We start from the raw sequence: 24,802 nt of genomic DNA, 5'->3' as shown, positions 1-24,802 counted from the left end.
ATCAATCTGATATAGTAATAGAATGTAAAAATTTATGTTCAATAAGTGTGTACTTTTACGTGTAAATGAACAATGTATATGAGGTAAAATGGAAAATGGTGTCATTTGGTATGCTACCGTTTTCTTTTTATCTCATTATATTGGCTCATTTAGTAAAAGTAAACACGCAATTTTTGAGGGGTGAATCTGTTTGGCAGGTCAATTTGTCCAATATGGAAGACATCGTAAACGTAGAAACTATGCGAGAATTTCAGAGGTATTAGAATTACCGAATTTAATTGAGATTCAGACTGAGTCTTACGAGTGGTTCTTAGAAGAAGGTTTATTAGAAATGTTTAGAGACATTTCTCCGATTGAAGATTTCACAGGCAATCTTTCTTTAGAGTTTGTAGATTATAGACTCGGAGAACCGAAATATGATTTAGAAGAATCAAAAAACCGTGATACAACGTATTCTGCACCTCTACGTGTAAAAGTACGTCTAATCATCAAAGAAACTGGCGAAGTGAAAGAGCAAGAAGTATTTATGGGCGATTTCCCATTAATGACAGATACAGGTACATTCGTAATAAATGGTGCTGAACGTGTAATCGTTTCACAATTAGTTCGTTCACCATCCGTATACTTCAATGAAAAACTAGATAAAAATGGTCGTACAAACTTCGATGCAACAATCATTCCTAACCGTGGTGCATGGTTAGAATATGAAACTGATGCGAAAGATGTTGTTTATGTACGTATTGATAGAACAAGAAAATTACCATTAACAGTATTATTACGTGCTTTAGGTTTCTCAACTGATCAAGAAATTGTTGATCTTTTAGGTGAAAACGAGTACTTACGTAATACTTTAGAAAAAGATGGTACTGAAAATACTGATCAAGCATTATTAGAAATTTATGAGCGCTTACGCCCTGGCGAACCGCCTACAGTTGAAAATGCTAAGAGCTTATTATATTCTCGTTTCTTTGATCCGAAACGTTATGACTTAGCTAGTGTAGGTCGTTACAAAGCGAATAAAAAACTTCATTTGAAACACCGTTTATTCAATCAGAAATTAGCTGAACCAATTGTTAATACTGAAACAGGTGAAATTGTAGCTGAAGAAGGTACAGTCTTAGATCGTCGTAACTTAGATGAGGTTATGGATGTACTAGAAGCAAATGCAAACAGTGAAGTCTTTGAATTAGAAGGTACTGTTATTGATGAACCTGTTGAGATTCAATCAATCAAAGTATACGTTCCGAACGATGAAGAAGGACGTACAACTACAGTGATTGGTAATGCTTTCCCTGATTCAGAAGTGAAATGTATTACACCAGCAGATATTATTGCATCAATGTCATACTTCTTTAACTTGTTAAGTGGTATTGGCTTTACAGATGATATTGACCATTTAGGTAATCGTCGTCTACGTTCAGTAGGGGAACTATTACAAAATCAATTCCGTATTGGTTTATCAAGAATGGAACGTGTTGTACGTGAAAGAATGTCTATCCAAGACACTGATTCTGTTACGCCTCAACAATTAATCAATATTCGTCCTGTTATTGCATCTATTAAAGAATTCTTTGGTAGCTCTCAATTATCACAATTCATGGACCAAGCTAACCCATTAGCCGAGTTAACACATAAACGTCGTTTATCAGCATTAGGACCCGGCGGTTTAACACGTGAACGTGCTCAAATGGAAGTACGTGACGTTCACTATTCTCACTATGGTCGTATGTGTCCAATCGAAACACCAGAGGGTCCGAATATCGGACTTATCAACTCACTATCTAGTTATGCGCGTGTGAATGAATTTGGTTTCATTGAAACACCTTACCGTAAAGTAGATCTTGAAACACATTCAATCACAGACCAAATTGACTACTTAACAGCTGACGAAGAAGACAGCTATGTAGTAGCTCAAGCAAACTCTGTATTAGATGAAAATGGTCGTTTCGTAGAAGACGAAGTTGTTTGTCGTTTCCGTGGTAATAACACAGTTATGGCTAAAGAAAAAATGGACTACATGGATGTTTCACCTAAACAAGTTGTTTCTGCTGCGACAGCATGTATTCCTTTCTTAGAAAACGATGACTCTAACCGTGCATTGATGGGTGCAAACATGCAACGTCAAGCAGTGCCATTGATGAATCCTGAATCACCATTCGTAGGAACTGGTATGGAGCACGTGGCAGCACGTGACTCTGGTGCAGCAATTGTTGCAAAACATAAAGGCCGTGTTGAACACGTTGAATCTAATGAAATTCTTGTACGTCGACTTATTGAAGAAGATGGTCAAGAATATGAAGGCGAATTAGATCGCTATCCATTAGCTAAATTCAAACGTTCAAATACTGGTACATGTTATAACCAAAGACCTATCATTGCTACTGGCGATGTAGTGACTAAAGGCGAAATTTTAGCTGACGGTCCTTCAATGGAACTTGGTGAAATGGCATTAGGTAGAAACTTAGTTGTTGGTTTCATGACTTGGGACGGTTATAACTACGAGGATGCTGTAATCATGAGTGAACGTCTAGTTAAAGATGACGTATACACTTCTATTCATATTGAAGAGTATGAATCTGAAGCACGTGATACAAAACTAGGACCTGAAGAAATCACTCGTGATATTCCTAACGTTTCAGATAGTGCACTTAAAAACTTAGATGACCGCGGTATTGTATACGTAGGTGCTGAAGTTAATGATGGTGACATCTTAGTCGGTAAAGTAACGCCTAAAGGTGTAACAGAATTAACTGCAGAAGAACGTTTACTACATGCAATCTTCGGTGAAAAAGCACGTGAAGTTCGCGATACATCATTACGCGTACCTCATGGTGCAGGTGGTATTGTTCTAGATGTTAAAGTCTTTAACCGTGAAGAAGGAGACGACACATTATCTCCAGGTGTTAACCAATTAGTTCGTGTGTATATCGTTCAAAAACGTAAAATACACGTTGGTGACAAAATGTGTGGTCGACATGGTAACAAGGGTGTAATTTCTAAACTTGTTCCTGAAGAAGATATGCCTTATTTACCAGACGGTACGCCAATCGATATCATGTTGAACCCACTTGGTGTTCCATCACGTATGAATATCGGACAAGTATTAGAGCTACACTTAGGTATGGCTGCTAAAAACTTAGGTATTCACGTTGCTTCACCAGTATTTGATGGTGCGAGTGATGATGATGTATGGTCAACGATTGAAGAAGCTGGTATGGCTCGTGACGGTAAGACGGTATTATATGACGGACGTACAGGTGAACCATTTGATAACAGAATTTCAGTTGGTGTAATGTACATGCTGAAACTTGCTCACATGGTTGACGATAAATTACACGCACGTTCAACAGGACCTTACTCACTTGTTACGCAACAACCACTTGGTGGTAAAGCACAATTTGGTGGACAACGTTTCGGTGAGATGGAAGTATGGGCACTTGAAGCATACGGTGCTGCATATACACTTCAAGAAATCTTAACTTACAAATCCGATGATACAGTAGGTCGTGTGAAAACATATGAATCTATTGTTAAAGGTGAAAACATCACTAAACCAGGTGTTCCTGAATCATTCAGAGTATTGATGAAAGAATTACAAAGTTTAGGGTTAGACGTTAAGATTATGGACGAGCATGACAATGAAATTGACATGCAAGACAATGAAGATGATGATGTCGTTGAACGTAAAGTGGATCTTCAACAAAAAGAAGCGCCACAATCACAGAAAGAAATTACAGACTAATTGCATTTAAGTTTATAAAAGAATACACCAAGTTAAGGTACAATACATGTTCGTATTTGCCTTAATCTTGGTTATTCCATTATTGATATAGAGCAATCAATCAATTTGCACAGCTAATCTAAATTGAAGGAGGTAGGCTCCTTGATTGATGTAAATAATTTCCATTATATGAAAATAGGACTTGCTTCACCCGAAAAAATCCGTTCATGGTCTTTTGGTGAGGTTAAAAAGCCAGAAACAATTAACTATCGTACTTTAAAACCAGAAAAAGATGGTCTATTCTGTGAGAGAATATTTGGACCTTCGAAAGACTGGGAATGTAGTTGTGGTAAATACAAACGTGTACGTTATAAAGGTATGGTTTGTGACAGATGTGGAGTAGAAGTAACTAAGTCAAAAGTGCGCCGTGAAAGAATGGGCCATATTGAATTAGCTGCGCCTGTATCACACATTTGGTACTTCAAAGGTATTCCAAGTCGTATGGGTCTTTTATTAGATATGTCGCCAAGAGCGTTAGAAGAAGTTATTTACTTCGCTTCTTATGTTGTTGTTAACCCAGGTCCAACTGGTTTAGAGCAAAAGACATTATTATCTGAAGCAGAATTCAGAGAGTACTATGATAAATTCCCAGGTAAATTCAACGCCAAAATGGGTGCTGAAGGTATCAAAGAATTACTACAAGAAATCGACTTAGACGCTGAACTTAAACAACTAAGAGATGAGTTAGAATCAGCAACAGGTCAAAGACTTACACGTGCAATTAAACGTTTAGAAGTAGTTGAATCATTCAGACATTCTGGTAATAATCCAGCATGGATGGTGTTAGACGTACTTCCAATTATCCCACCAGAAATCAGACCAATGGTTCAATTAGATGGTGGACGTTTTGCTACAAGTGATCTTAATGATTTGTATCGTCGTGTTATCAACCGTAACAACCGTTTGAAACGTTTATTAGACTTAGGTGCTCCAGGCATCATCGTCCAAAACGAAAAACGTATGTTACAAGAAGCTGTTGATGCACTTATCGATAATGGTCGTCGTGGCCGTCCAGTTACTGGACCAGGTAACCGCCCATTAAAATCTCTTTCTCATATGTTAAAAGGTAAACAAGGACGTTTCCGTCAAAACTTATTAGGTAAGCGTGTTGACTATTCAGGTCGTTCAGTTATTGCAGTTGGACCTAGCTTGAAAATGTATCAATGTGGACTACCTAAAGAGATGGCATTAGAATTGTTCAAACCTTTCATCATGAAAGAATTAGTTCAACGTGAAATTGCTACAAACATTAAAAATGCGAAAAGTAAGATTGAACGCATGGATGATGAAGTTTGGGACGTATTGGAAGATGTTATCAAAGAACACCCAGTACTTTTAAACCGTGCACCAACACTTCACAGATTAGGTATTCAAGCATTTGAACCTACATTAGTTGAAGGCCGTGCAATTCGTCTGCATCCACTTGCTACAACAGCTTACAACGCTGACTTTGATGGTGACCAAATGGCAGTTCACGTACCATTATCTAAAGAAGCTCAAGCAGAAGCACGTATGTTAATGCTTGCAGCACAAAATATCTTAAACCCTAAAGATGGTAAACCAGTTGTAACACCTTCACAAGATATGGTGCTAGGTAACTATTACTTAACTTTAGAGCGTAAAGAATCAGTGAATACTGGTGCGATTTTCAATGATACAAATGAAGTGTTAAAAGCTTATGCGAATGGCTACGTACACTTACATTCACGTATTGGTGTACATGCTAAATCATTTAATAATCCAACATTTACTGAAGAACAAAACAAAAAAATCTTGTTAACTTCAGTTGGTAAAGTTATATTCAATGAAATCATTCCGGATTCATTTGCATATATTAACGAACCAACACAAACTAATTTAGAAAATAAAACACCAGCTAGATATTTCGTATCAGCTACTGAATTAGGAGAAGGCGGATTAAAAGAATACTTCGATAACCAAGAATTAATTGAACCTTTCAATAAGAATTTCTTAGGAAATATTATTGCAGAAGTCTTCAATCGTTTCAGCATCACAGATACTTCTATGATGTTAGACAGAATGAAAGACTTAGGATTCAAATTCTCAACTAAAGCAGGTATCACTGTTGGTGTATCTGATATCGTAGTATTACCAGATAAACAAGAAATTTTAGATGAACACGAAAAATTAGTTGAGAGAATTACGAAACAATTTAATCGTGGTTTAATCACTGAATTTGAACGTTATAACGCTGTTGTTGAAATTTGGACTGACGCTAAAGACCAAATTCAGCAAAAATTAATGGGCTCACTTGATAAAACAAACCCAATCTTTATGATGAGTGACTCTGGTGCCCGTGGTAACGCATCTAACTTTACACAGTTAGCAGGTATGCGTGGACTTATGGCTGCACCATCAGGTAAGATTATTGAATTACCAATCACTTCTTCATTCCGTGAAGGTTTAACAGTGTTAGAGTACTTTATCTCTACCCATGGTGCGCGTAAAGGTCTTGCCGATACAGCACTTAAAACAGCCGATTCAGGTTACCTTACTCGTCGTCTTGTTGACGTTGCTCAAGATGTTATTGTTCGTGATGAAGATTGTGGCACTGACCGTGGTCTACTTGTTTCTGATATCAAAGAAGGTACAGAAATGATCGAACCATTCATCGAACGTATCGAAGGACGTTATTCTAAAGAAACTGTCCGTCATCCAGAGACTGATGAAGTAATTGTAAAACCAGATCAATTAGTAACTGCAGACATTGCTAAACAAATTACAGACGCTGGTATTGAATCAATGTATATACGTTCAGCATTTACATGTAATACACGTCACGGTGTTTGTGAAAAATGTTACGGTAAAAACCTTGCTACTGGTGAAAAAGTTGAAGTTGGTGAAGCAGTTGGTACAATTGCTGCACAATCAATTGGTGAACCAGGTACACAGCTTACAATGCGTACATTCCATACAGGTGGTGTAGCAGGTAGTGATATCACGCAAGGTCTTCCACGTATTCAAGAGATCTTCGAAGCACGTAATCCTAAAGGTCAAGCCGTGATTACAGAAATCGAAGGTGTCGTTGATGACATCAAGATTGCGAAAGACCGTCAACAAGAAATCGTTATTAAAGGTGCGAACGAATCTAAATCATATTTAGCTTCAGGTACTTCAAGATTGAAAGTTGAGGTTGGTCAAAGCGTTGAACGTGGTGAAGTTCTAACTGAAGGTTCAATCGAGCCTAAGAACTATTTATCTGTATCAGGTTTAAATGCAACAGAAAGCTATCTATTAAAAGAAGTTCAAAAAGTTTACCGTATGCAAGGTGTAGAAATTGATGATAAACACGTTGAAGTTATGGTTAGACAAATGCTACGTAAAGTACGCATTATCGAAGCTGGAGATACTAAGTTACTTCCAGGTTCATTAGTAGATATTCACAGCTTTACTGATGCAAACCGTGACGCATTTAAAGAACGTAAACGTCCAGCAACAGCTAAACCAGTCTTACTAGGTATTACGAAAGCGTCTCTTGAAACAGAAAGCTTCTTATCAGCAGCTTCGTTCCAAGAAACAACACGTGTACTTACAGATGCTGCAATTAAAGGTAAACGCGATAACTTACTTGGTCTTAAAGAGAATGTTATCATCGGTAAATTAATTCCAGCTGGTACTGGTATGAGACGTTACAGAGACGTTAAATACGACACAGTTGCACCAAATGCAACAGTTTCAGAAGAATCAGAGACAACTAAGATATAATTCTTTTTACTGAATAAACAAGGTGATCGAGATATTATATTTCGATCACTTGTTTTTTATGTTTTTTGAAGAATTTATCGTATTTAAAGTTGACTCAACAGTAGCTAAGATGTTATTATTATTAAGGTTGATGCAAGCAGAACTTTGGAGGATATTTTAATGTCTAATGAAAAAGTTGCACGCTTTAACAAACAACATCATGTTATTGGGCTTAAACAAACGCTTAAGGCTTTGGATAAGAACCAAGTTACATCATTGATTATTGCTGAAGACGTTGAAGTTCATTTACTGACTCGCGTGTTAAGTCAAATCAATCATAAACAAATACCTGTTTCATTTTTCAAAAGCAAGCAAGCTTTAGGAGAATATGTAGGTATTAACGTTAATGCAACAATTGTTGCGTTATTAAAATGAGATTAGTAAGAATTATTCTTACTAAATTTTATTTGCCCTTGAAATGAACCACCTGGATGTGTGGGATTATAAATGATGAGAGGAGGAAACATTCAATGCCAACTATTAATCAATTGGTACGTAAACCTAGACAAAGCAAATCGAAAACATACGGTTCACCAGCTTTGAACAGAAACTTTAACAGCAAAAAGAAAAAATACACTAGTTTAAACTCTCCACAAAAACGTGGTGTTTGTACTCGTGTAGGTACTATGGCTCCTAAAAAACCTAACTCCGCGTTACGTAAATATGCCCGTGTACGTTTGTCAAACAGTATCGAAATTAATGCGTATATCCCTGGTATCGGACATAACTTACAAGAACACAGTGTTGTACTTGTACGTGGTGGACGTGTAAAAGATTTACCTGGTGTACGTTATCACGTTGTACGTGGTGCGCTTGATACTTCAGGCGTAGATGGACGTAGAAAGAGCCGTTCAAAATACGGAGCTAAAAAACCTAAAAAATAAGTTTAAGATTCCGTAAATTTTCGCAATAAATTTAAAAAATATACTATAATAGGAAGGGAGGATTTACATTATGCCTCGTAAAGGATCAGTACCAAAAAGAGACGTATTACCGGATCCAATCCACAACTCTAAATTAGTTACAAAATTGATCAACAAAATCATGTTAGATGGTAAACGTGGGACAGCTCAAAGAATTCTTTATTCTGCTTTCGACTTAGTTCAAGAACGTAGTGGTCGTGAAGCTGTTGAAGTATTCGATGAAGCTATCGACAACATCATGCCAGTATTAGAAGTTAAAGCTCGCCGTGTAGGTGGTTCTAACTATCAAGTACCAGTTGAAGTTCGTCCAGAACGTCGTACGACTTTAGGACTTCGTTGGTTAGTTAATTATTCGCGTCACCGTGGTGAAAAAACTATGGAAGAGCGTTTAGCTAACGAAATCTTAGATGCAGCCAACAATACAGGTGGCGCAGTTAAGAAACGTGAAGACACTCACAAAATGGCTGAAGCTAACAAAGCCTTCGCTCACTATCGTTGGTAGGATAGTAGCTTTATCCCTGAGCATGTTCCACATTGATAGTTTACTATCGAAGGCGCATGCTTAGGGCATCGCCATATTTATAGTATTTATTCGCAGTTATACTGGAAGGAGAAAAATACATGGCTAGAGATTTTAGTTTAGACAGAACTCGTAATATCGGTATCATGGCCCACATCGATGCTGGTAAAACAACTACGACAGAACGTATTCTTTACTATACTGGACGTATCCACAAAATTGGTGAAACTCATGAAGGAGCTTCACAAATGGACTGGATGGAACAGGAGCAAGATCGTGGTATCACAATCACATCTGCTGCAACAACAGCACAATGGGATGACCACCGTGTAAATATCATCGATACACCAGGACACGTAGACTTCACTGTTGAAGTTGAACGTTCTTTACGTGTACTTGATGGCGCAGTAACAGTACTTGATGCACAATCAGGTGTTGAGCCTCAAACTGAAACAGTTTGGCGTCAAGCAACAAATTACAGTGTACCTCGTATTGTCTTCGTAAACAAAATGGACAAAATGGGCGCTAACTTTGAATATGCAGTTAGCACTATTCATGACCGTTTACAAGCTAATGCACAACCAATTCAATTACCAATTGGTGCTGAAGATCAATTTGAAGCAATCATTGACTTAGTTGAAATGAAATGTTTCAAATATAACAATAACGAAGGAACTGATATTGAAGAAATTGAAATTCCTGAGGATCATAAAGAAAGAGCTGACGAAGCTCGTTCAGCATTAATTGAAGCAGTTGCTGAAAGTAATGATGAATTAATGGAAAAATATTTAGCTGACGAAGCAATCACTGTCGCTGAATTAAAAGACGCTATCCGTCAAGCAACAAATGATATTGAATTTTATCCAGTTCTTGTTGGTACAGCGTTCAAAAACAAAGGTGTTCAGTTATTGCTTGACGCAGTAATTGATTACCTACCATCACCATTAGACGTTAAACCAATTGTTGGACATCGTGCTGATGACCCAGAAGAAGAAGTTATCGCAAAAGCTGATGACAATGCTGAGTTCGCTGCTTTAGCGTTCAAAGTAATGACTGACCCTTATGTTGGTAAGTTAACATTCTTCCGTGTTTATTCAGGAACGCTTTCATCTGGTTCATACGTTAAGAACTCTACAAAGAACAAACGTGAACGTGTAGGTCGTTTACTACAAATGCACGCTAACTCTCGTCAAGAGCTTAACACAGTATACTCAGGAGATATCGCTGCTGCGGTAGGTCTTAAAGATACTGCTACTGGTGATACTTTATGTGGTGAGAAGAATGACATTATCTTGGAATCTATGGATTTCCCAGAACCTGTTATTCACTTATCTGTTGAACCAAAATCTAAAGCTGACCAAGACAAGATGACTACAGCTTTAGTTAAGTTACAAGAAGAAGATCCAACATTCCATGCACACACAGACGATGAAACTGGACAAGTTATCATTGGTGGTATGGGTGAACTTCACTTAGATATCTTAGTAGACCGTATGAAGAAAGAATTTAACGTTGAATGTAACGTTGGTGCTCCAATGGTTTCATACCGTGAAACATTTAAGCAATCAGCTGAAGTTCAAGGTAAATTCGCTCGTCAATCTGGTGGTCGTGGTCAATATGGTGACGTTAAGATTGAATTCTCGCCTAACGAAACTGGTGGCGGTTTTGAATTCGAAAACGCTATCGTTGGTGGTGTAGTTCCTCGTGAATACATTCCATCAGTTGAAGCAGGACTTAAAGATTCAATGGAAAACGGTGTATTAGCTGGTTATCCTTTAATTGATGTTAAAGCTAAATTATATGACGGTTCATACCATGATGTCGATTCATCAGAAATGGCCTTCAAAATTGCTGCATCATTAGCGCTTAAAGAAGCTGCTAAAAAATGTGATCCGGTTATCTTAGAACCAATGATGAAAGTAACAATCGAAATGCCTGAAGAGTACATGGGTGACATCATGGGTGACGTAACATCTCGTCGTGGACGTGTTGATGGTATGGAACCTCGTGGTAATGCACAAGTTGTTAACGCTTTTGTACCACTTTCAGAAATGTTCGGTTATGCAACATCATTACGTTCTAACACTCAAGGTCGCGGTACGTATACTATGTACTTTGACCACTATGCAGAAGTTCCAAAATCAGTTGCTGAAGCAATTATCAAGAAAAACAGTGGTAATTCAGCTGAGTAATTAAATTTATTTTGTAAGATAACAGTCTATCTGTTAATTACATGTAATGCTTAATTATGTAGCTTACAGTTTTATCAATTGATTTTTTAGCTGAAATGCATTATAAAGGTACTATATAGTCCTTTATTACAAGTAACAAATATTCTTCTCGTGACAGTGAGTAACTGTCATGAGAGATAAATTTTAAAAATTAATTTTCTAACGAATAGGAGAGATTTTATAATGGCTAAAGAAAAATTTGACCGCTCAAAAACCCATGCCAATATTGGTACTATCGGACACGTTGACCATGGTAAAACTACTTTAACAGCTGCAATTGCAACTGTAATGGCAAAAAATGGTGACACTGTAGCTCAATCATATGACATGATTGATAACGCTCCAGAAGAAAAAGAACGTGGTATTACAATTAATACTTCTCATATCGAGTACCAAACTAATTCTCGTCACTATGCTCACGTTGACTGCCCAGGTCACGCTGACTATGTGAAAAACATGATCACTGGTGCTGCTCAAATGGACGGCGGTATCTTAGTAGTATCTGCTGCTGATGGTCCAATGCCTCAAACTCGTGAACATATCTTGTTATCACGTAACGTTGGTGTTCCAGCATTAGTTGTATTCTTAAACAAAGTTGACATGGTTGACGATGAAGAATTATTAGAATTAGTTGAAATGGAAGTTCGTGACTTATTAAGCGAATATGACTTCCCTGGCGACGACGTTCCTGTAATCGCTGGTTCAGCATTAAAAGCGCTTGAAGGCGTTGAAGAATATGAAAACAAAATCTTAGAATTAATGGACGCTGTTGATGAATTTATCCCAACACCAGAACGTGATTCTGACAAACCATTCATGATGCCAGTTGAGGACGTATTCTCAATCACTGGTCGTGGTACTGTTGCTACAGGCCGTGTTGAACGTGGTCAAATCAAAGTCGGTGCTGAAATTGAAATCATCGGTATGCAAGAGGAATCAACTAAGACAACTGTTACAGGTGTTGAAATGTTCCGTAAATTACTAGACTACGCTGAAGCTGGCGACAACATTGGTGCTTTATTACGTGGTGTATCACGTGATGACATCTCTCGTGGACAAGTTTTAGCTGCGCCTGGTACTATTACACCGCATACTAACTTCAAAGCAGACGTTTATGTTTTATCAAAAGAAGAAGGTGGACGTCATACTCCATTCTTCACTAACTACCGTCCGCAATTCTATTTCCGTACTACTGACGTAACAGGCGTTGTTACTTTACCAGAAGGTACTGAAATGGTTATGCCTGGCGATAACGTTGAAATGCAAGTTGAATTGATTTCACCAATCGCTATCGAAGATGGTACTCGTTTCTCTATCCGTGAAGGTGGACGTACTGTTGGATCAGGCGTTGTAACTTCAATTATTAAATAATAAATAATTTCTATCTTTGATAGATATTTTAGGAGTCTCCTTTATGGAGGCTCTTTTTTTATATAGAAGCCCTTATCACAACAAGTGATTAGGGCTTCTTAATGCAATAGCAAAGCTATTGTAAACCACAGAAACCCGAAATGGATTAGGGCTTCTTAATATAATTGTCTTTAGCACTTTTTTATCATTATTTACGCGGACATCGCCCTAGCTTGTAGTCTTCATCTTGTAGTCTTCCCGCAGGTATTTGCGTAAATAACTGCTGTTTTAAGCAAATAGTATAATTGAATTAACGAAAATAAAAATAATAATGAAAACAAACAAGCACAATGCCAAAACGACATTGTGCTTGTTTATATAGGTAGATAGAAAAGTTATTACATAGTCAATATTTCATATAAGTAATAATAGAACGTCTGAGCTGTTGTAGTGGATCACATATGCTGAAGCATATGCGTAAGACTTACTAATCCAAATGAATTGGAAAGTAAGTCTTTATGCATAAAAATCACTAACGTAATAAAATTACGAAGTGGTAGAGGAACGCCTGCGTTTACACGCAGGCATAAGCGCCACTAACTCATTTCATTCCTAAGTGGTAAAGGATTACCTGAGCTAAAGCTCATGCATAAAAACCACTAACGTAATAAAATTACGAAGTGGTTTTAACAATCACATTTTCGAGTTCTAGAATTTTGAGGAATTGGCTAACGGTGTATTTCATTGCTTTTTCATCAATATTGAAGTTTGGACTGTGATGTGGGTGTGTTGTATCTTTTTCTGGATTACCGCATCCTGTTAGGAATAAAGCACCTGGACGGACTTTTAAGTAATGAGAGAAGTCTTCACCAATCATCATTAATTCTGACTCGTTGAATCTTAAGTTAATATCGTTTGCTGCTTTTTTAACAACTTCATAGCTATTTGGATTGTTGTGGACAGGTAGATAGCCCTTAATGTAATCCATTGTATATGTGATGTCGTTTGCCACAGCAAGACCTTGTAAGAGTTTATCCATTTTAGTCATAACATGAGTTTGGACTTCTGTATCGAATGTACGTACAGTGCCTTTACAAAATGCAGTGTCAGGGATGATATTATCTGCAGATCCTGCTTGGACCATACCAAAACTTATCACTGCCTGTTTGACAGGGTCAATCGTTCTTGAAACGATTTTTTGTGCACTCATAATAAATTCAGCCATGATAACTACAGGATCAATGGTTTCGTGTGGTTTGGCACCATGTCCGCCTTTACCTTGAATTGTAATGTTGAATTCATCTGGTGAAGCCATCATTGCACCAGCACGTGAATAAATCGTACCTGTAGGATAACCGCTCCATAAATGGTTAGCGTATATTTTGTCTACGTCTTGTAAACAACCATCGTCTATCATTTCTTGAGAGCCACCTGGCATTACTTCTTCGCCATATTGGAAGATGAGCACCACGTTACCATTTAAAAATTGTAGATGATGCTCTATAATTTCAGCCACGCCTAATAAAGTTGCGGTGTGACCATCATGACCACATGCGTGCATGGCACCAGGATTTTTAGATTTGTAATCGACTTCTGTAAGTTCATCTATAGGTAGTGCATCGAAGTCTGCACGTAATGCTACAGTGGGACCGTCGCCACGACCTTTAAAAGTCGCAACGATACCATTGCGACCTACGGGTGTACGTATTTCACATGACAATTGACTCAATTGATTTTGAATATAATCATGAGTATGGTATTCTTCGAACGATAATTCGGGATATTGATGTAAGTAACGACGTACTTGTATCATTTTACTTTCTTTTTCTTGCGCTAGTTGAAACCAATCAAACAACTTCAACCCTTCTTCCTTAGTCATTTTTATCCAGTATACCATTTAAAATAACTTAACTGTACCACCAATTATTAACGGACAAATTCAATTTTAGAAAACGCTTTCTTTTTAATTATTATTCTACTTCCATGTATTTTAAAAATAGGTTATGATTAACTTAAACACAAAGACAATCCAAAGGGGGGCTTGCAGTGGTACAATCACTACATGGCTTTTTAGATGAAAATATTCAGTATTTAAAGGATAACGGTTTATACAATGAAATAGATACAATTGAAGGTGCGAATGGGCCTGAAATTAATATCAAGGGAAAGAATTACGTTAACTTATCTTCGAACAATTATTTAGGACTAGCAACAGATGAAGATTTAAAGCAAGCTGCGAAAGATGCAATTGATACACATGGTGTTGGTGCAGGTGCAGTACGTTCGATTAATGGGACATTAGATTTACATGATGAATTAGAAGCAAAATTAGCTGAATTTAAAGGGACAGAAGCAGCAGTAGCGTATCAATCAGGTTTCAACTGTAATATGGCAGCAATTTCTGCTGTTATGAATAAACATGATGCGATACTTTCAGATGAATTAAATCACGCATCTATTATAGATGGCTGTCGTTTATCTAAAGCGAAAATTATTCGTGTAAACCACTCAGATATGGAAGACTTACGCGCAAAAGCAAAAGAAGCAGTGGAGTCAGGTCAATATAATAAAGTTATGTACATTACTGATGGTGTATTCAGCATGGACGGTGATGTTGCGAAATTGCCAGAAATCGTTGAAATCGCCGAAGAATTTGGCTTAATTACTTATGTTGATGACGCACATGGTTCAGGCGTGATGGGTAAAGGTGCAGGCACAGTAAAACATTTTGGCTTACAGGACAAGATTGATTTCCAAATGGGTACGTTATCAAAAGCGATTGGTGTTGTAGGTGGTTATGTAGCTGGAACACAATCATTAATTGATTGGTTAAAAGTACAATCAAGACCATTTTTATTCTCTACATCATTAGCGCCTGGAGATACGAAAGCAATCACTGAATCAGTGAAAAAATTAATGGCATCTACAGAATTACACGATAAACTTTGGGATAATGGTAATTATTTAAAAGCTGGATTAAAAGATCTAGGATTTAATATTGGTAACTCAGAAACACCAATCACACCTGTTATTATTGGCGATGAGAAGGAAACACAAGCATTCAGTAGCCGTTTGAAAGACGAAGGCATCTATGTGAAGTCAATCGTCTTCCCAACAGTTCCTAAAGGTACAGGACGTGTGCGTAACATGCCAACAGCTGCGCATACGAAAGAAATGTTAGACCAAGCACTAGCTGCTTATGAAAAAGTAGGCAAAGAACTAGGAACAATTAAATAGTAAGGATTTAAACTTGAGTCTGACGTATCAACACCTGTTTCAGACTCAACCATTATGGGAGTTGGAAGATGAAATCAAATTTTGATTTCTTTTTCACTCCCGTTTTTTTATGACCAGAAAAGGGAAGAAATAGTGAATAACTAAAATAGCCATGCTACTTTTTAGTAACATGGCTATTAAACATAATTATGTGAAAATGAGCAGGGTTTTCACTGTTGTTTAAAGTCCTGCTTTAGACTTTAAACGTTTACGTGTTTGTTTATTTTGGATAAATGGAATTGTGAACCATAAGATATGAAGCATACTTGCTAATATAACAAGTACAATTGGAATAAATATTTCAACTATACTAATATCTACAACGAATGATGCCAGAATAAACGCAGTGATAGACGGTACTGCACAAATAATCACTACTGTTAACAGTACAAATTGTAATACTTGTGTTGCGATTGGGCTATATATATCTAGTATGACAATAGCCACATAAAATAGAGTGATAAAGGCAAGTAGTACAATAATCCAACCGAGCGCCAAACCAGTATCAGATTCAATAAAATTTTGATAGGGCGCTAATATTGGTAGAATGAATAAAATCATTACTGATAACCATGCCAGTACACCAAACAACAAAAATAATTTTTTAGATCTATTATGAGTCATAGTAACAACCTCCTTAAGATACCAAACCCATGTCATCTTATAGTTAAGAGATGTGTTTTTTACTAGAGGTAATTCTAAATGGCTAAGCACAATATAATTCATCCAATGCTTTCACTTACTTATATACCCATAAAACAGTATTTTTACACTATGGATTAATGGTCTTTCTAATAACAAGAAAGTACTTTTAAATATTAATTTTTAAGAATCACTCTCAATATAATTAATAAAACTATACTTTTAGCATTAATGAGTCGATTTTTAGACAAAAATATTAATAAATTTATATTTACCTCCACACATATTTTTCTTAATATAATTATAATATATTGTATTAGACTGTGCTCTGCTTAATGATAAATTGTTAAAGTGCATTTATCAAACATTGGAGCAATTGTCGAATTTTCAGGAGCGGCTAAAATATGAAGAAATTAGTGGTTTATGGTAGTTTTTCATCAATGAATGAAGTAGATGAAATCGTAACACATTGTAGAGATGAATATAAAAAAATTATTATAGCTTATCATATGAAATCTATGATACAAGCTGATATTGAAAACAGTCATGGTATTGACCTCGTACTGAAATATAAAGATTTAAGTGACTTGGCTATATTTGAAACTGAAGATTTTCAAATTTTAAGTTTAAATGAACTTTTATATGAAAAATATGATTTTAAAATGAGTATTGTAATACCTGTATATAATACAGAACAATACATTGAAGAAACATTAGATAGTATTATTAAACAAAATATGAATTTAGAGGATATACAGATTATTCTTGTGAATGATGGATCGACAGATAATTCAGAGGCTATATTAACTAAATATAGAAATAGGTATCCTAATAATATTTATTATATAAGTAAACAAAATGAAGGGGTTTCTATCGCTAGAAATACAGGGTTAAAGTATGTAAGAGGTAAATATGTAAACTTTCTTGATTCGGATGACAAATGGGGACTTACAACTTTAAAGCATGTATATAATTATTTTGAAATGAATCCTACGCTTAATGTTATTTCTACAAGGTTAAGGTTTTTTGACAATATTGTTGGAGAACATCCCTTAAATTTTAAATATGAAAATAAAGTAAATAAAGTCGTAGATTTAAAACAAGATTATGATCATATTCAAATGAATGTTGCTTCTGTATTTTTTAGAACGTCAGCTATTAAAGGTGTAACTTTTGATGCTTCATTAAAATATGGTGAAGATGCTAAATTTGTTTACAATGTCATTAAACAAACTTTTAAAATTGGTTTAATGAGCTACACGCAAGGTTGTTATTGGTATAGGAAAAGAAGAGACGAATCATCAGCTATAGATAAAGCATTATCTAACCCAACGTTTTATAGTCCAACCATCGAAAAATTTCATAATTACTTAACCAATGACAACCGTGGCAATAATATTCCTAAGTACGTACAAATGATGATTTTATATGATTTACAATATAGATTAAGTTATCAAAATATTACGCTTTCAACCCTGAACAGTAAACAACTAGAAAAATATACAAACCAAATCATTCAGTTACTTAAACGAATGGATGATGACGTAATCTCTAATACGCATCTAAAGCAAATTAATGCTGTGTATCAAATCGCTATTTTATCAGTGAAATATGAAGGGACAAATTTAAATATAAAGCATGAAAACGGAGAATATAAAATATATTCAAACCAGATTTTTATTAAAAATGTGAGTGATATGTATTTAAAGACAGAATATCTTTATGAAAAAAATAAACTATTAAAATGCGGATATAGCTTACCAAATATTAATATGAATATTGATGTTATACCAGTAGCAATAATTAATAAAGAAGAAATTGTTCGACCTGTTCAAGAATCGATAATAACATCACAAAAATTTTTGAATAAAAACATCAGTTATAATAAATTTTACAGATTTGATATAAGTTTAAATGACGACATTAAGCAGATAGAATTAAAATATCTTGTGAATCATAGCAGCTTAGAAAAAATTAACCAAGTTAGTAAAACAAGGCATACGAATTTTAGTAATACGAAGATTTCATTTAAACAATATGCTAATAGAATGTTAAGAATTGAAGATAATAAGAAGATTCTCAATATCAAAAAGAAGCGTTTTATTATATGGAAAAATATACTTGGCTTACTAAAAAATAAAAAAACAAGAAAGTCAGCTATATATAAAATCATAGGCATTATTAATAAAAAAAGAAGCAATGACAAAGTATGGTTATTCGTCGATAGATTAGATAAGGCAGGTGATAACGCAGAAGCATTATTTGATTTTGTGGTAAAAAACAAACCTGACGTTAAAGCATATTTTCTTATTTATCCTTCCAGCCCAGACTTTGTAAAGTTGCGTGAAGAATATGGAGATAAGATTGTTGCATTTAATAGTAAAAGACACCATATACTCATGTTTAAAACAAACAAACTTTTTACATCACACTCAGAAGCATATCTGTTTAATCCGTTTGGTGGCATCAATGGGAAATTTATCAGAGAGCTTTTAGACTTTGAATTCATATTTTTACAACATGGTGTAATTCAGAATGACTTATCTACGTTATTACATAAACGGAACAAACCAATAGATTATTTTATTACAAGTGCTGAAGCAGAGAAAAGAGAAATTATAGAAAAATACGGTTTTAGTGAACAAGAAGTGATACTTTCAGGATTATCTAGGTTCGATTTATTAAGTCACAATAAAAAAAGTACTGAGCAAGTGATAACCGTCATGCCTACTTGGAGACCTCATCTACTTGAAGTAAGTGATAAACAATTCGTAGAAAGTCATTTTTATAAATCTATTTATGCATTTTTAACTCACCCTAAGATTCAACAAATAGCCAAACATAAAAACAATAAAATTAATTTATGCTTACATCCGAGAATGCAAGACCGATTTTCGAAATTTTTTAAGCATATTACATATATCAACATCCCTAATCACTTTAGTTATAAAGATATTATTAGCAACACTAACTTGTTAATAACAGATGTATCGTCTATCGCATTTGATATTGCTTATTTAAGAAAACCAATCATTTATTATCAATTTGATATTGATGAAATCTATACATATTCAGTGTATACTCCTGGCTATTTCAACTATGTACAAAATGGGTTTGGTCCTGTAACTTATGATGTAACTTCATTAGTAAAAGAAGTTGTTAAAGTTAGAAAAAATAACTTCAAAATGAGCAAGTTTTACTTAAGAAGAAGTGCGATGTTTTTCAAATATCATGATCAAAATAATAGACAACCAACTATAGAGCTAATATCGGAACAAGCACTAAGGTATAAAGCGTAGTGAAAAATACGCTTTCATGGTGAAAAATGTTATAGTTTAGATAACAGATGGCGGTATGAAGGGGATTTTAGATGACGAAAAATTTAGGGTTGCATTTTACTACACAACGCCTTATCATTAGACCGTTGGAAGAAAATGATTACGAAACATGGTTGCGTGGTTTTGTAAACCGCAAGCCGTCTCAATTTAAATATGATAAAGGTCAAGTAGACATGTCAGAATCGACTGAACCGTGGTTTGCAGCGCTTATTGTAAGGCAACAACAAACTATTGAAGCAGATGATTTATATATCTTTGGGATTTTTGATAAAGAGATGAATCATTTAGGCATGCTTGATATTAAGAACTTGAGCCGCGACAATTTTCAGTGGGCTGAAATTGGTTATTTTATTCACAATCAGTATTGGAATCAAGGCTTTGCTTATGAAGCAGTGACAGAATTAGTTAAGCAAGCACACGAGATACACTGCATTTTCACAGACTTGAAGCACATATCAATATAGATAATATGCCTTCAATCGGTTTGATTGAAAAAGTAGGCTTTCAATTTGAATGTGTGCGTAAAGGTTTCATATTTGAGAATGGCGAATGGACAGATCATTATGTGTACTATTTAAATACACACAACGAAATCATAGATGAGTAATAACTTAAAAGGAAGGAGTGTCAACATGGTTGAATTTAGAGAATTAACAATGGGTGACGAAGCATTATATTGTGATTATATGAGAGAATGGATTGATCATGATGAAAAGGTAGTACCCGAGATTACAAATATTACAAAATATAGTAATTTTGAAGAAATAGTTCACGAATTAGCAGATAACAAATCACACGATCAAACTGTAGATAATACGACATTATTTTTAATAGATGATGATGAAATCATCGGTGCTGCCAATATTCGTCATAACTTAAACGATAGACTGAAAAAAGTCGGCGGCCATGTTGGCTACGGCATTCGCAAAAAATACCGTGGCAAAGGTTTTGGCAACAAGTTGTTGAAGAAATCTTTAGACTACTTATCAAGAATTGGTGTTCAAGAAGCTTTAATTACTTGTGATCAAGATAATGAAGTTTCCGCAGCAGTAATTAAGCATAACGGTGGCGAAGAAATCGAACCATCCACGTTGGATGATGGTACAGTCATACGCCGTTTCCAGATTGAGATAGCATAATAATATATTTTGTGAATCAATTAAATTTAAAATGAAATAAAAAATAGGGTGTCTTTTGAATCCCCCAACTTTAAAATTAAATGACTTGCTTTAAGACACTACTTTCAACTGAAGAAAGTAGTGTCTTTTATTTGTATATAAGTCATAGTTTCTTTAAAGCATATCACTTAGAATGATATAAAAGATAAGGTTTACTTTTTGTAAAATAAATGTAATGAGTATATGTTTTTTATTTACACAATATTAATGTGTGCGTCAATAATTTACATATAAAATTATATTCGAAGATAAAATAAAAAAGCTTTATTTTGAAATAAAGCTACACTTTTTAAGAATATTCTTGTATTATATAATTATGAGTTTGTTCTGAGCAATACTTGGAAAAATTAAATAAGCTTGTTTGATGTATTTTTAGAAATTAAGTTTAATTAGGAGAATTATGATGTTGTTGAATAGGAAAAATAAAATTTCATTGTATTTGATTTTAGTACCACTCGTATTTTTATTATTACCTAATCCATTTGAAAATTCACAATTCATCACCTATCCGTTAATCTCAATATTAATTCTATTTTTAGCAATGAATATAAAAGATTTTAATCAATACAATATAAATGGAAATATAATGTCTATTGTTATACTTTATTTTATATTGATTATTTTTATGTCGTTATCAATTTTATTTAATAATTCGCATATTGAGATAGACGCTTTTGTGCATCTACTAAAACCGATATTTTTTATATTAATTTTAGTGTTTACATATTACATAGGTTTGAATTTAGATACCAAAACCATACATAAAAGTTTATTAGCGTTTGCTTATATAGTTTTATCATTTCAAATGGTTGTAGGTGCGGCACAAGCTTTTAATATAACAGCATTTGGATATATTTATAATGATATGAAAGCGTCACCTATTGGGAAAGCTTTGCGGATTGTTGGAACTTTAAATAATCCGAATATTCTTGCGTGGATTGCTGTTCAACTTGGAGCTATAATACTAATTTTTGAAAAAAGAATTATTTTCAAAATTTTAGGTATCGGTGTTGTAACATTAATAGTAATTTTTACTGGATCTAGATCTTTTATTGTGATATTACCTACTGTTTTGATTTTTATACAAATTTTTAAAATAAAACGAACTATATACTTTTATATTTTTAAATTTCCAGCGTATATATTATTTTTTGGATTGATATTATTATTAATAAGATGGTTTATTGTAAGTTTTAAAAATACATTTTTATATTTATACCAATTGATAACAGTATTTGAAACAGGTGAATTAACTTCTGTTAACTCATTTAACGAAAGAATATTTATGTGGAAAGATGCTTTAGAAAAACTTGAGGGATCATGGTTACTAGGATTAGGACCCAACTCTATCAATACTTTAGATAATGATTTTTTATATGCGATTGTTAATTACGGTTTTGTATATTTAATAATTCAAACTATATTATATTTAATATTGTTTATTTCTTTTTCTTTTTCTAAAGATAGAAAACTAAAAATATTGGGTCAACAAATCATTCTTTTCTCTTATTTAGTTGGTTTGCAAGCAGATACAATATCTGGATGGAATTATCCAATATTAATAGTATTTTATTCCGGAATACTATTTGCAACATTCCAAAAAGAAAAAGCAAGTAATGATTTAAATGAAAATAAAAAATAAAATTACATGGAGGAAGTTATGAAAGAATCTTTAAATTTAATTAATATCTTTTCAAAAATGAAGGAACATTACAAACTAATTTTAATATTACCTATATTAGGGCTAATACTTGGGTTAGTAGTTAGTTTAACAATAATTAAACCAGAATATGAAGCTAACACACAAGTTTTAGTTAATCAAAAAGAAAGTGAATCTCAAATAATGGCACAACAAGTTCAAAGTGATATTCAGTTAGTAAACACGTATTTAGAAGTTGTTACTAGTCCCAGGATTTTAAATAAAGTATCTGATGAATTAGATAATAAATATAGTGAAGACGAATTAAGTTCAATGATAACTGCGTCAAGTCAATCAGATTCACAATTATTAAATATATCAGTTGTAAGTGAAAGTGAAAAAGATGCAACTATTATTGCAAATACGATTTCAAATGTATTCAGTGATGAGGTTCCAGATATTATGAATGTGGATAATGTATCAGTATTATCAGAAGCAGGAAAATCTGAACAGGTCTCACCCAAAATTTTATTAAATACTGTAGTAGGGATATTTGTAGGAATAATAATTTCGATATTAATAATTTTATTTTATGAATTAATTGATAAACGAATTAAATCTGAAGATGATGTTGAAAATGAATTAGGTATACCAGTTTTAGGATCAATACAAAAATTTAATTAAGGAGATGTAAACATGGTTAAAAGCAAAACAAAATTATCACCATTGTATGTACATGATAAACCTAAGTCTACAATAAGTGAGAAGTTTAGAGGTATTCGTTCGAATATTATGTTTTCAAGTGCAAGGGAAGAAATTAAGAGTTTATTGATAACTTCAGAGAAACCTTCTTCAGGAAAAAGTACTATTTCAGCAAATATTGCAATAACATACGCACAAGCAGGTTATAAAACTTTGATTATCGATGGTGATATGAGAAAGCCCACCCAGCATTATATATTCGATTTGCCAAATAATAGTGGTCTTTCTAATTTGATTATTAATAGGGCAACATATAGTGAATCTATAAAAGAAACAAAAATAGATAATTTAGCTATTTTAACTGCTGGGCCAACACCACCAAATCCATCCGAACTAATAGCTTCTAGGCATTTCGATGAAATATACAATGAATTATTGAATCATTATGATTTTATTGTTATAGATACCCCCCCCATTAATACTGTTACTGATGCCCAAATTTATGCGCAAACAGTTAAAAATTGTGCTTTAGTTGTCGATGCAGAAAAAAATAATAAAAACGAAGTGAAAAAAGCAAAAGATTTGATAGAAAAAGCAGGTGGGAAACTATTAGGTGCTATATTAAATAAAATGCCTTTAGATAAAACTTCTAGTTACTATTACTATTACGGTGAAGAATAATGATAGATATTCATAATCATATATTAGTTGATGTAGATGATGGACCAAAGAGCATGGGTGAAGCCATTGATTTACTTAAACAGGCTAAGAGTGAAGGCGTTACGGACATTATTGCAACTCCACATCATCTTCATCCAAGATATAATAATAATATTCAAGTGGTTAAAGAAAAGTTAAATGAGTTAGGCAACAATGAACAAATTGAACAGCTTGGAATTAACTTATATCCTGGACAAGAAATTAGAGTTACAGATCAAATTATTGATGATCTCCACAATGGGAAGATTGAGGGTATTAATAATTCGAAATATTTATTAATAGAATTTCCAAGTAATGAAGTACCACATTATAGTCATAAATTATTTTATGAATTACAAACTATGGGATATGTACCAATTATTGCGCATCCAGAACGTAACAAAGCAATTACTGAGAATTTAGATATACTCTTTAATTTAGTAAATGTAGGTGCTTTAAGTCAGATCACTTCTTCTTCATTATTGGGAGATTTTGGAAGAAAAGTGAAAAAATCATCACTACAAATGATTGATAATAATTTGACTCATTTTGTTGCTTCAGATGCACATAGTAGTGATGTACGTACATTTGTTATGGAGAAGTTATTTAGAGAAAGAAATTTAAAAATTTATTATGAAGATTTAGAAAGATTAGTGGAGAATGGAAAAGCAGTTATTAATAATGAGGAAGTTTCCAAACACAAACCAACGCAAGAATATAAGCAGAAAAAGTGGTTTGGACTTTTATAGTAAATTGGA

General features: G+C 34.1%; 16 protein-coding genes and 1 pseudogene. 15 read left to right on the top strand and 2 right to left on the bottom strand.

What is annotated here, in order from left to right:
- Nucleotides 1-190: 190 nt before the first annotated feature.
- The 7 genes from rpoB to tuf all read left to right on the top strand — a co-directional run bounded on the left by rpoB (nucleotide 191) and on the right by tuf (nucleotide 12,591).
- On the top strand, nucleotides 191-3,742 hold the full coding sequence (rpoB, locus tag SOJ_RS12925) for a DNA-directed RNA polymerase subunit beta (RefSeq protein ID WP_002508569.1): 3,552 nt from the start codon (nucleotides 191-193) through the stop codon (nucleotides 3,740-3,742).
- A gap of 168 nt (nucleotides 3,743-3,910) precedes the next feature.
- Nucleotides 3,911-7,507, top strand: a complete 3,597-nt coding sequence (gene rpoC, locus SOJ_RS12920; protein ID WP_162129936.1) for a DNA-directed RNA polymerase subunit beta' — start codon at nucleotides 3,911-3,913, stop codon at nucleotides 7,505-7,507.
- Between the two features lie 159 nt (nucleotides 7,508-7,666).
- Nucleotides 7,667-7,921 carry a ribosomal L7Ae/L30e/S12e/Gadd45 family protein gene (locus SOJ_RS12915; protein WP_002508567.1) on the top strand — a complete coding sequence of 85 codons (255 nt, stop codon included), beginning with the start codon at nucleotides 7,667-7,669 and terminating at the stop codon, nucleotides 7,919-7,921.
- Nucleotides 7,922-8,016: 95 nt separating this feature from the next.
- Nucleotides 8,017-8,430, top strand: a complete 414-nt coding sequence (gene rpsL, locus SOJ_RS12910; protein ID WP_002508566.1) for a 30S ribosomal protein S12 — start codon at nucleotides 8,017-8,019, stop codon at nucleotides 8,428-8,430.
- A 70-nt stretch (nucleotides 8,431-8,500) separates the two neighbouring features.
- Nucleotides 8,501-8,971, top strand: a complete 471-nt coding sequence (rpsG, locus tag SOJ_RS12905) for a 30S ribosomal protein S7 (RefSeq protein WP_002508565.1) — start codon at nucleotides 8,501-8,503, stop codon at nucleotides 8,969-8,971.
- Nucleotides 8,972-9,090: 119 nt separating this feature from the next.
- A complete protein-coding gene (gene fusA / locus SOJ_RS12900; protein WP_002508564.1) occupies nucleotides 9,091-11,181 on the top strand; it encodes an elongation factor G in 2,091 nt (696 codons plus the stop codon).
- A 222-nt stretch (nucleotides 11,182-11,403) separates the two neighbouring features.
- Nucleotides 11,404-12,591 carry an elongation factor Tu gene (gene tuf, locus SOJ_RS12895; protein WP_002508563.1) on the top strand — a complete coding sequence of 396 codons (1,188 nt, stop codon included), beginning with the start codon at nucleotides 11,404-11,406 and terminating at the stop codon, nucleotides 12,589-12,591.
- A 652-nt stretch (nucleotides 12,592-13,243) separates the two neighbouring features.
- Here the strand turns inward: tuf and SOJ_RS12890 are convergent.
- A complete protein-coding gene (locus SOJ_RS12890; protein WP_037539624.1) occupies nucleotides 13,244-14,425 on the bottom strand; it encodes a M20 family metallopeptidase in 1,182 nt (393 codons plus the stop codon).
- A 191-nt stretch (nucleotides 14,426-14,616) separates the two neighbouring features.
- Between SOJ_RS12890 and SOJ_RS12885 the strand changes: the two genes are divergently transcribed.
- A complete protein-coding gene (locus SOJ_RS12885; RefSeq protein WP_002508561.1) occupies nucleotides 14,617-15,807 on the top strand; it encodes a glycine C-acetyltransferase in 1,191 nt (396 codons plus the stop codon).
- Nucleotides 15,808-16,026: 219 nt separating this feature from the next.
- On the opposite strand, the gene SOJ_RS12880 is transcribed toward SOJ_RS12885, so the two are convergent.
- On the bottom strand, nucleotides 16,027-16,470 hold the full coding sequence (locus tag SOJ_RS12880) for a hypothetical protein (protein ID WP_002508560.1): 444 nt from the start codon (nucleotides 16,468-16,470) through the stop codon (nucleotides 16,027-16,029).
- A 422-nt stretch (nucleotides 16,471-16,892) separates the two neighbouring features.
- On the opposite strand from SOJ_RS12880, the gene SOJ_RS12875 reads away from it, so the two are divergent.
- From SOJ_RS12875 to SOJ_RS12845, 7 genes and pseudogenes are all read left to right on the top strand, one after another.
- Nucleotides 16,893-19,787 carry a bifunctional glycosyltransferase/CDP-glycerol:glycerophosphate glycerophosphotransferase gene (locus SOJ_RS12875; RefSeq protein WP_002508559.1) on the top strand — a complete coding sequence of 965 codons (2,895 nt, stop codon included), beginning with the start codon at nucleotides 16,893-16,895 and terminating at the stop codon, nucleotides 19,785-19,787.
- 71 nt (nucleotides 19,788-19,858) lie between these two features.
- Nucleotides 19,859-20,433, top strand: a pseudogene (locus SOJ_RS12870) (GNAT family N-acetyltransferase).
- Between the two features lie 25 nt (nucleotides 20,434-20,458).
- A complete protein-coding gene (locus tag SOJ_RS12865) occupies nucleotides 20,459-20,965 on the top strand; it encodes a GNAT family N-acetyltransferase (protein WP_002508556.1) in 507 nt (168 codons plus the stop codon).
- Between the two features lie 445 nt (nucleotides 20,966-21,410).
- Complete coding sequence (locus SOJ_RS12860; RefSeq protein ID WP_156789173.1) at nucleotides 21,411-22,646, top strand: hypothetical protein; 1,236 nt, start codon at nucleotides 21,411-21,413, stop codon at nucleotides 22,644-22,646.
- 18 nt (nucleotides 22,647-22,664) lie between these two features.
- Nucleotides 22,665-23,327: a Wzz/FepE/Etk N-terminal domain-containing protein gene (locus tag SOJ_RS12855; protein ID WP_002508554.1), complete on the top strand. Its 663-nt coding sequence runs from the start codon at nucleotides 22,665-22,667 to the stop codon at nucleotides 23,325-23,327.
- Between the two features lie 12 nt (nucleotides 23,328-23,339).
- The gene (locus SOJ_RS12850; RefSeq protein WP_002508553.1) at nucleotides 23,340-24,026 is read left to right on the top strand and encodes a tyrosine-protein kinase; all 687 of its coding nucleotides are present in this window, start codon (nucleotides 23,340-23,342) and stop codon (nucleotides 24,024-24,026) included.
- Nucleotides 24,026-24,793 (top strand): tyrosine-protein phosphatase, encoded by a 768-nt coding sequence (locus SOJ_RS12845; protein ID WP_002508552.1) that lies wholly within the window; start codon nucleotides 24,026-24,028, stop codon nucleotides 24,791-24,793. Before SOJ_RS12850 ends, SOJ_RS12845 begins: the two co-directional genes overlap by 1 nt.
- Nucleotides 24,794-24,802: the final 9 nt, after the last annotated feature.

Origin of the sequence: Staphylococcus sp. OJ82, from assembly GCF_000294465.1 — a bacterium.
Lineage (GTDB): Bacteria > Bacillota > Bacilli > Staphylococcales > Staphylococcaceae > Staphylococcus > Staphylococcus equorum.
Note: the sequence above shows the minus strand (reverse complement) of the source record. Positions and strands in the feature narration are given on the sequence as shown.

What these genes read in the sequence shown, in the direction of transcription:
- SOJ_RS12855 (WP_002508554.1), top strand. Translation starts at nt 22,665, where the DNA reads ATGAAAGAATCTTTAAATTTAATTAATATCTTTTCAAAAATGAAGGAA.
- SOJ_RS12875 (WP_002508559.1), top strand. Translation starts at nt 16,893, where the DNA reads ATGAAGAAATTAGTGGTTTATGGTAGTTTTTCATCAATGAATGAAGTA.
- fusA (WP_002508564.1), top strand. Translation starts at nt 9,091, where the DNA reads ATGGCTAGAGATTTTAGTTTAGACAGAACTCGTAATATCGGTATCATG.
- SOJ_RS12850 (WP_002508553.1), top strand. Translation starts at nt 23,340, where the DNA reads ATGGTTAAAAGCAAAACAAAATTATCACCATTGTATGTACATGATAAA.
- SOJ_RS12915 (WP_002508567.1), top strand. Translation starts at nt 7,667, where the DNA reads ATGTCTAATGAAAAAGTTGCACGCTTTAACAAACAACATCATGTTATT.
- SOJ_RS12845 (WP_002508552.1), top strand. Translation starts at nt 24,026, where the DNA reads ATGATAGATATTCATAATCATATATTAGTTGATGTAGATGATGGACCA.
- rpsL (WP_002508566.1), top strand. Translation starts at nt 8,017, where the DNA reads ATGCCAACTATTAATCAATTGGTACGTAAACCTAGACAAAGCAAATCG.
- rpsG (WP_002508565.1), top strand. Translation starts at nt 8,501, where the DNA reads ATGCCTCGTAAAGGATCAGTACCAAAAAGAGACGTATTACCGGATCCA.
- SOJ_RS12865 (WP_002508556.1), top strand. Translation starts at nt 20,459, where the DNA reads ATGGTTGAATTTAGAGAATTAACAATGGGTGACGAAGCATTATATTGT.
- tuf (WP_002508563.1), top strand. Translation starts at nt 11,404, where the DNA reads ATGGCTAAAGAAAAATTTGACCGCTCAAAAACCCATGCCAATATTGGT.
- SOJ_RS12880 (WP_002508560.1), bottom strand. Translation starts at nt 16,470, where the DNA reads ATGACTCATAATAGATCTAAAAAATTATTTTTGTTGTTTGGTGTACTG.
- rpoC (WP_162129936.1), top strand. Translation starts at nt 3,911, where the DNA reads ATGAAAATAGGACTTGCTTCACCCGAAAAAATCCGTTCATGGTCTTTT.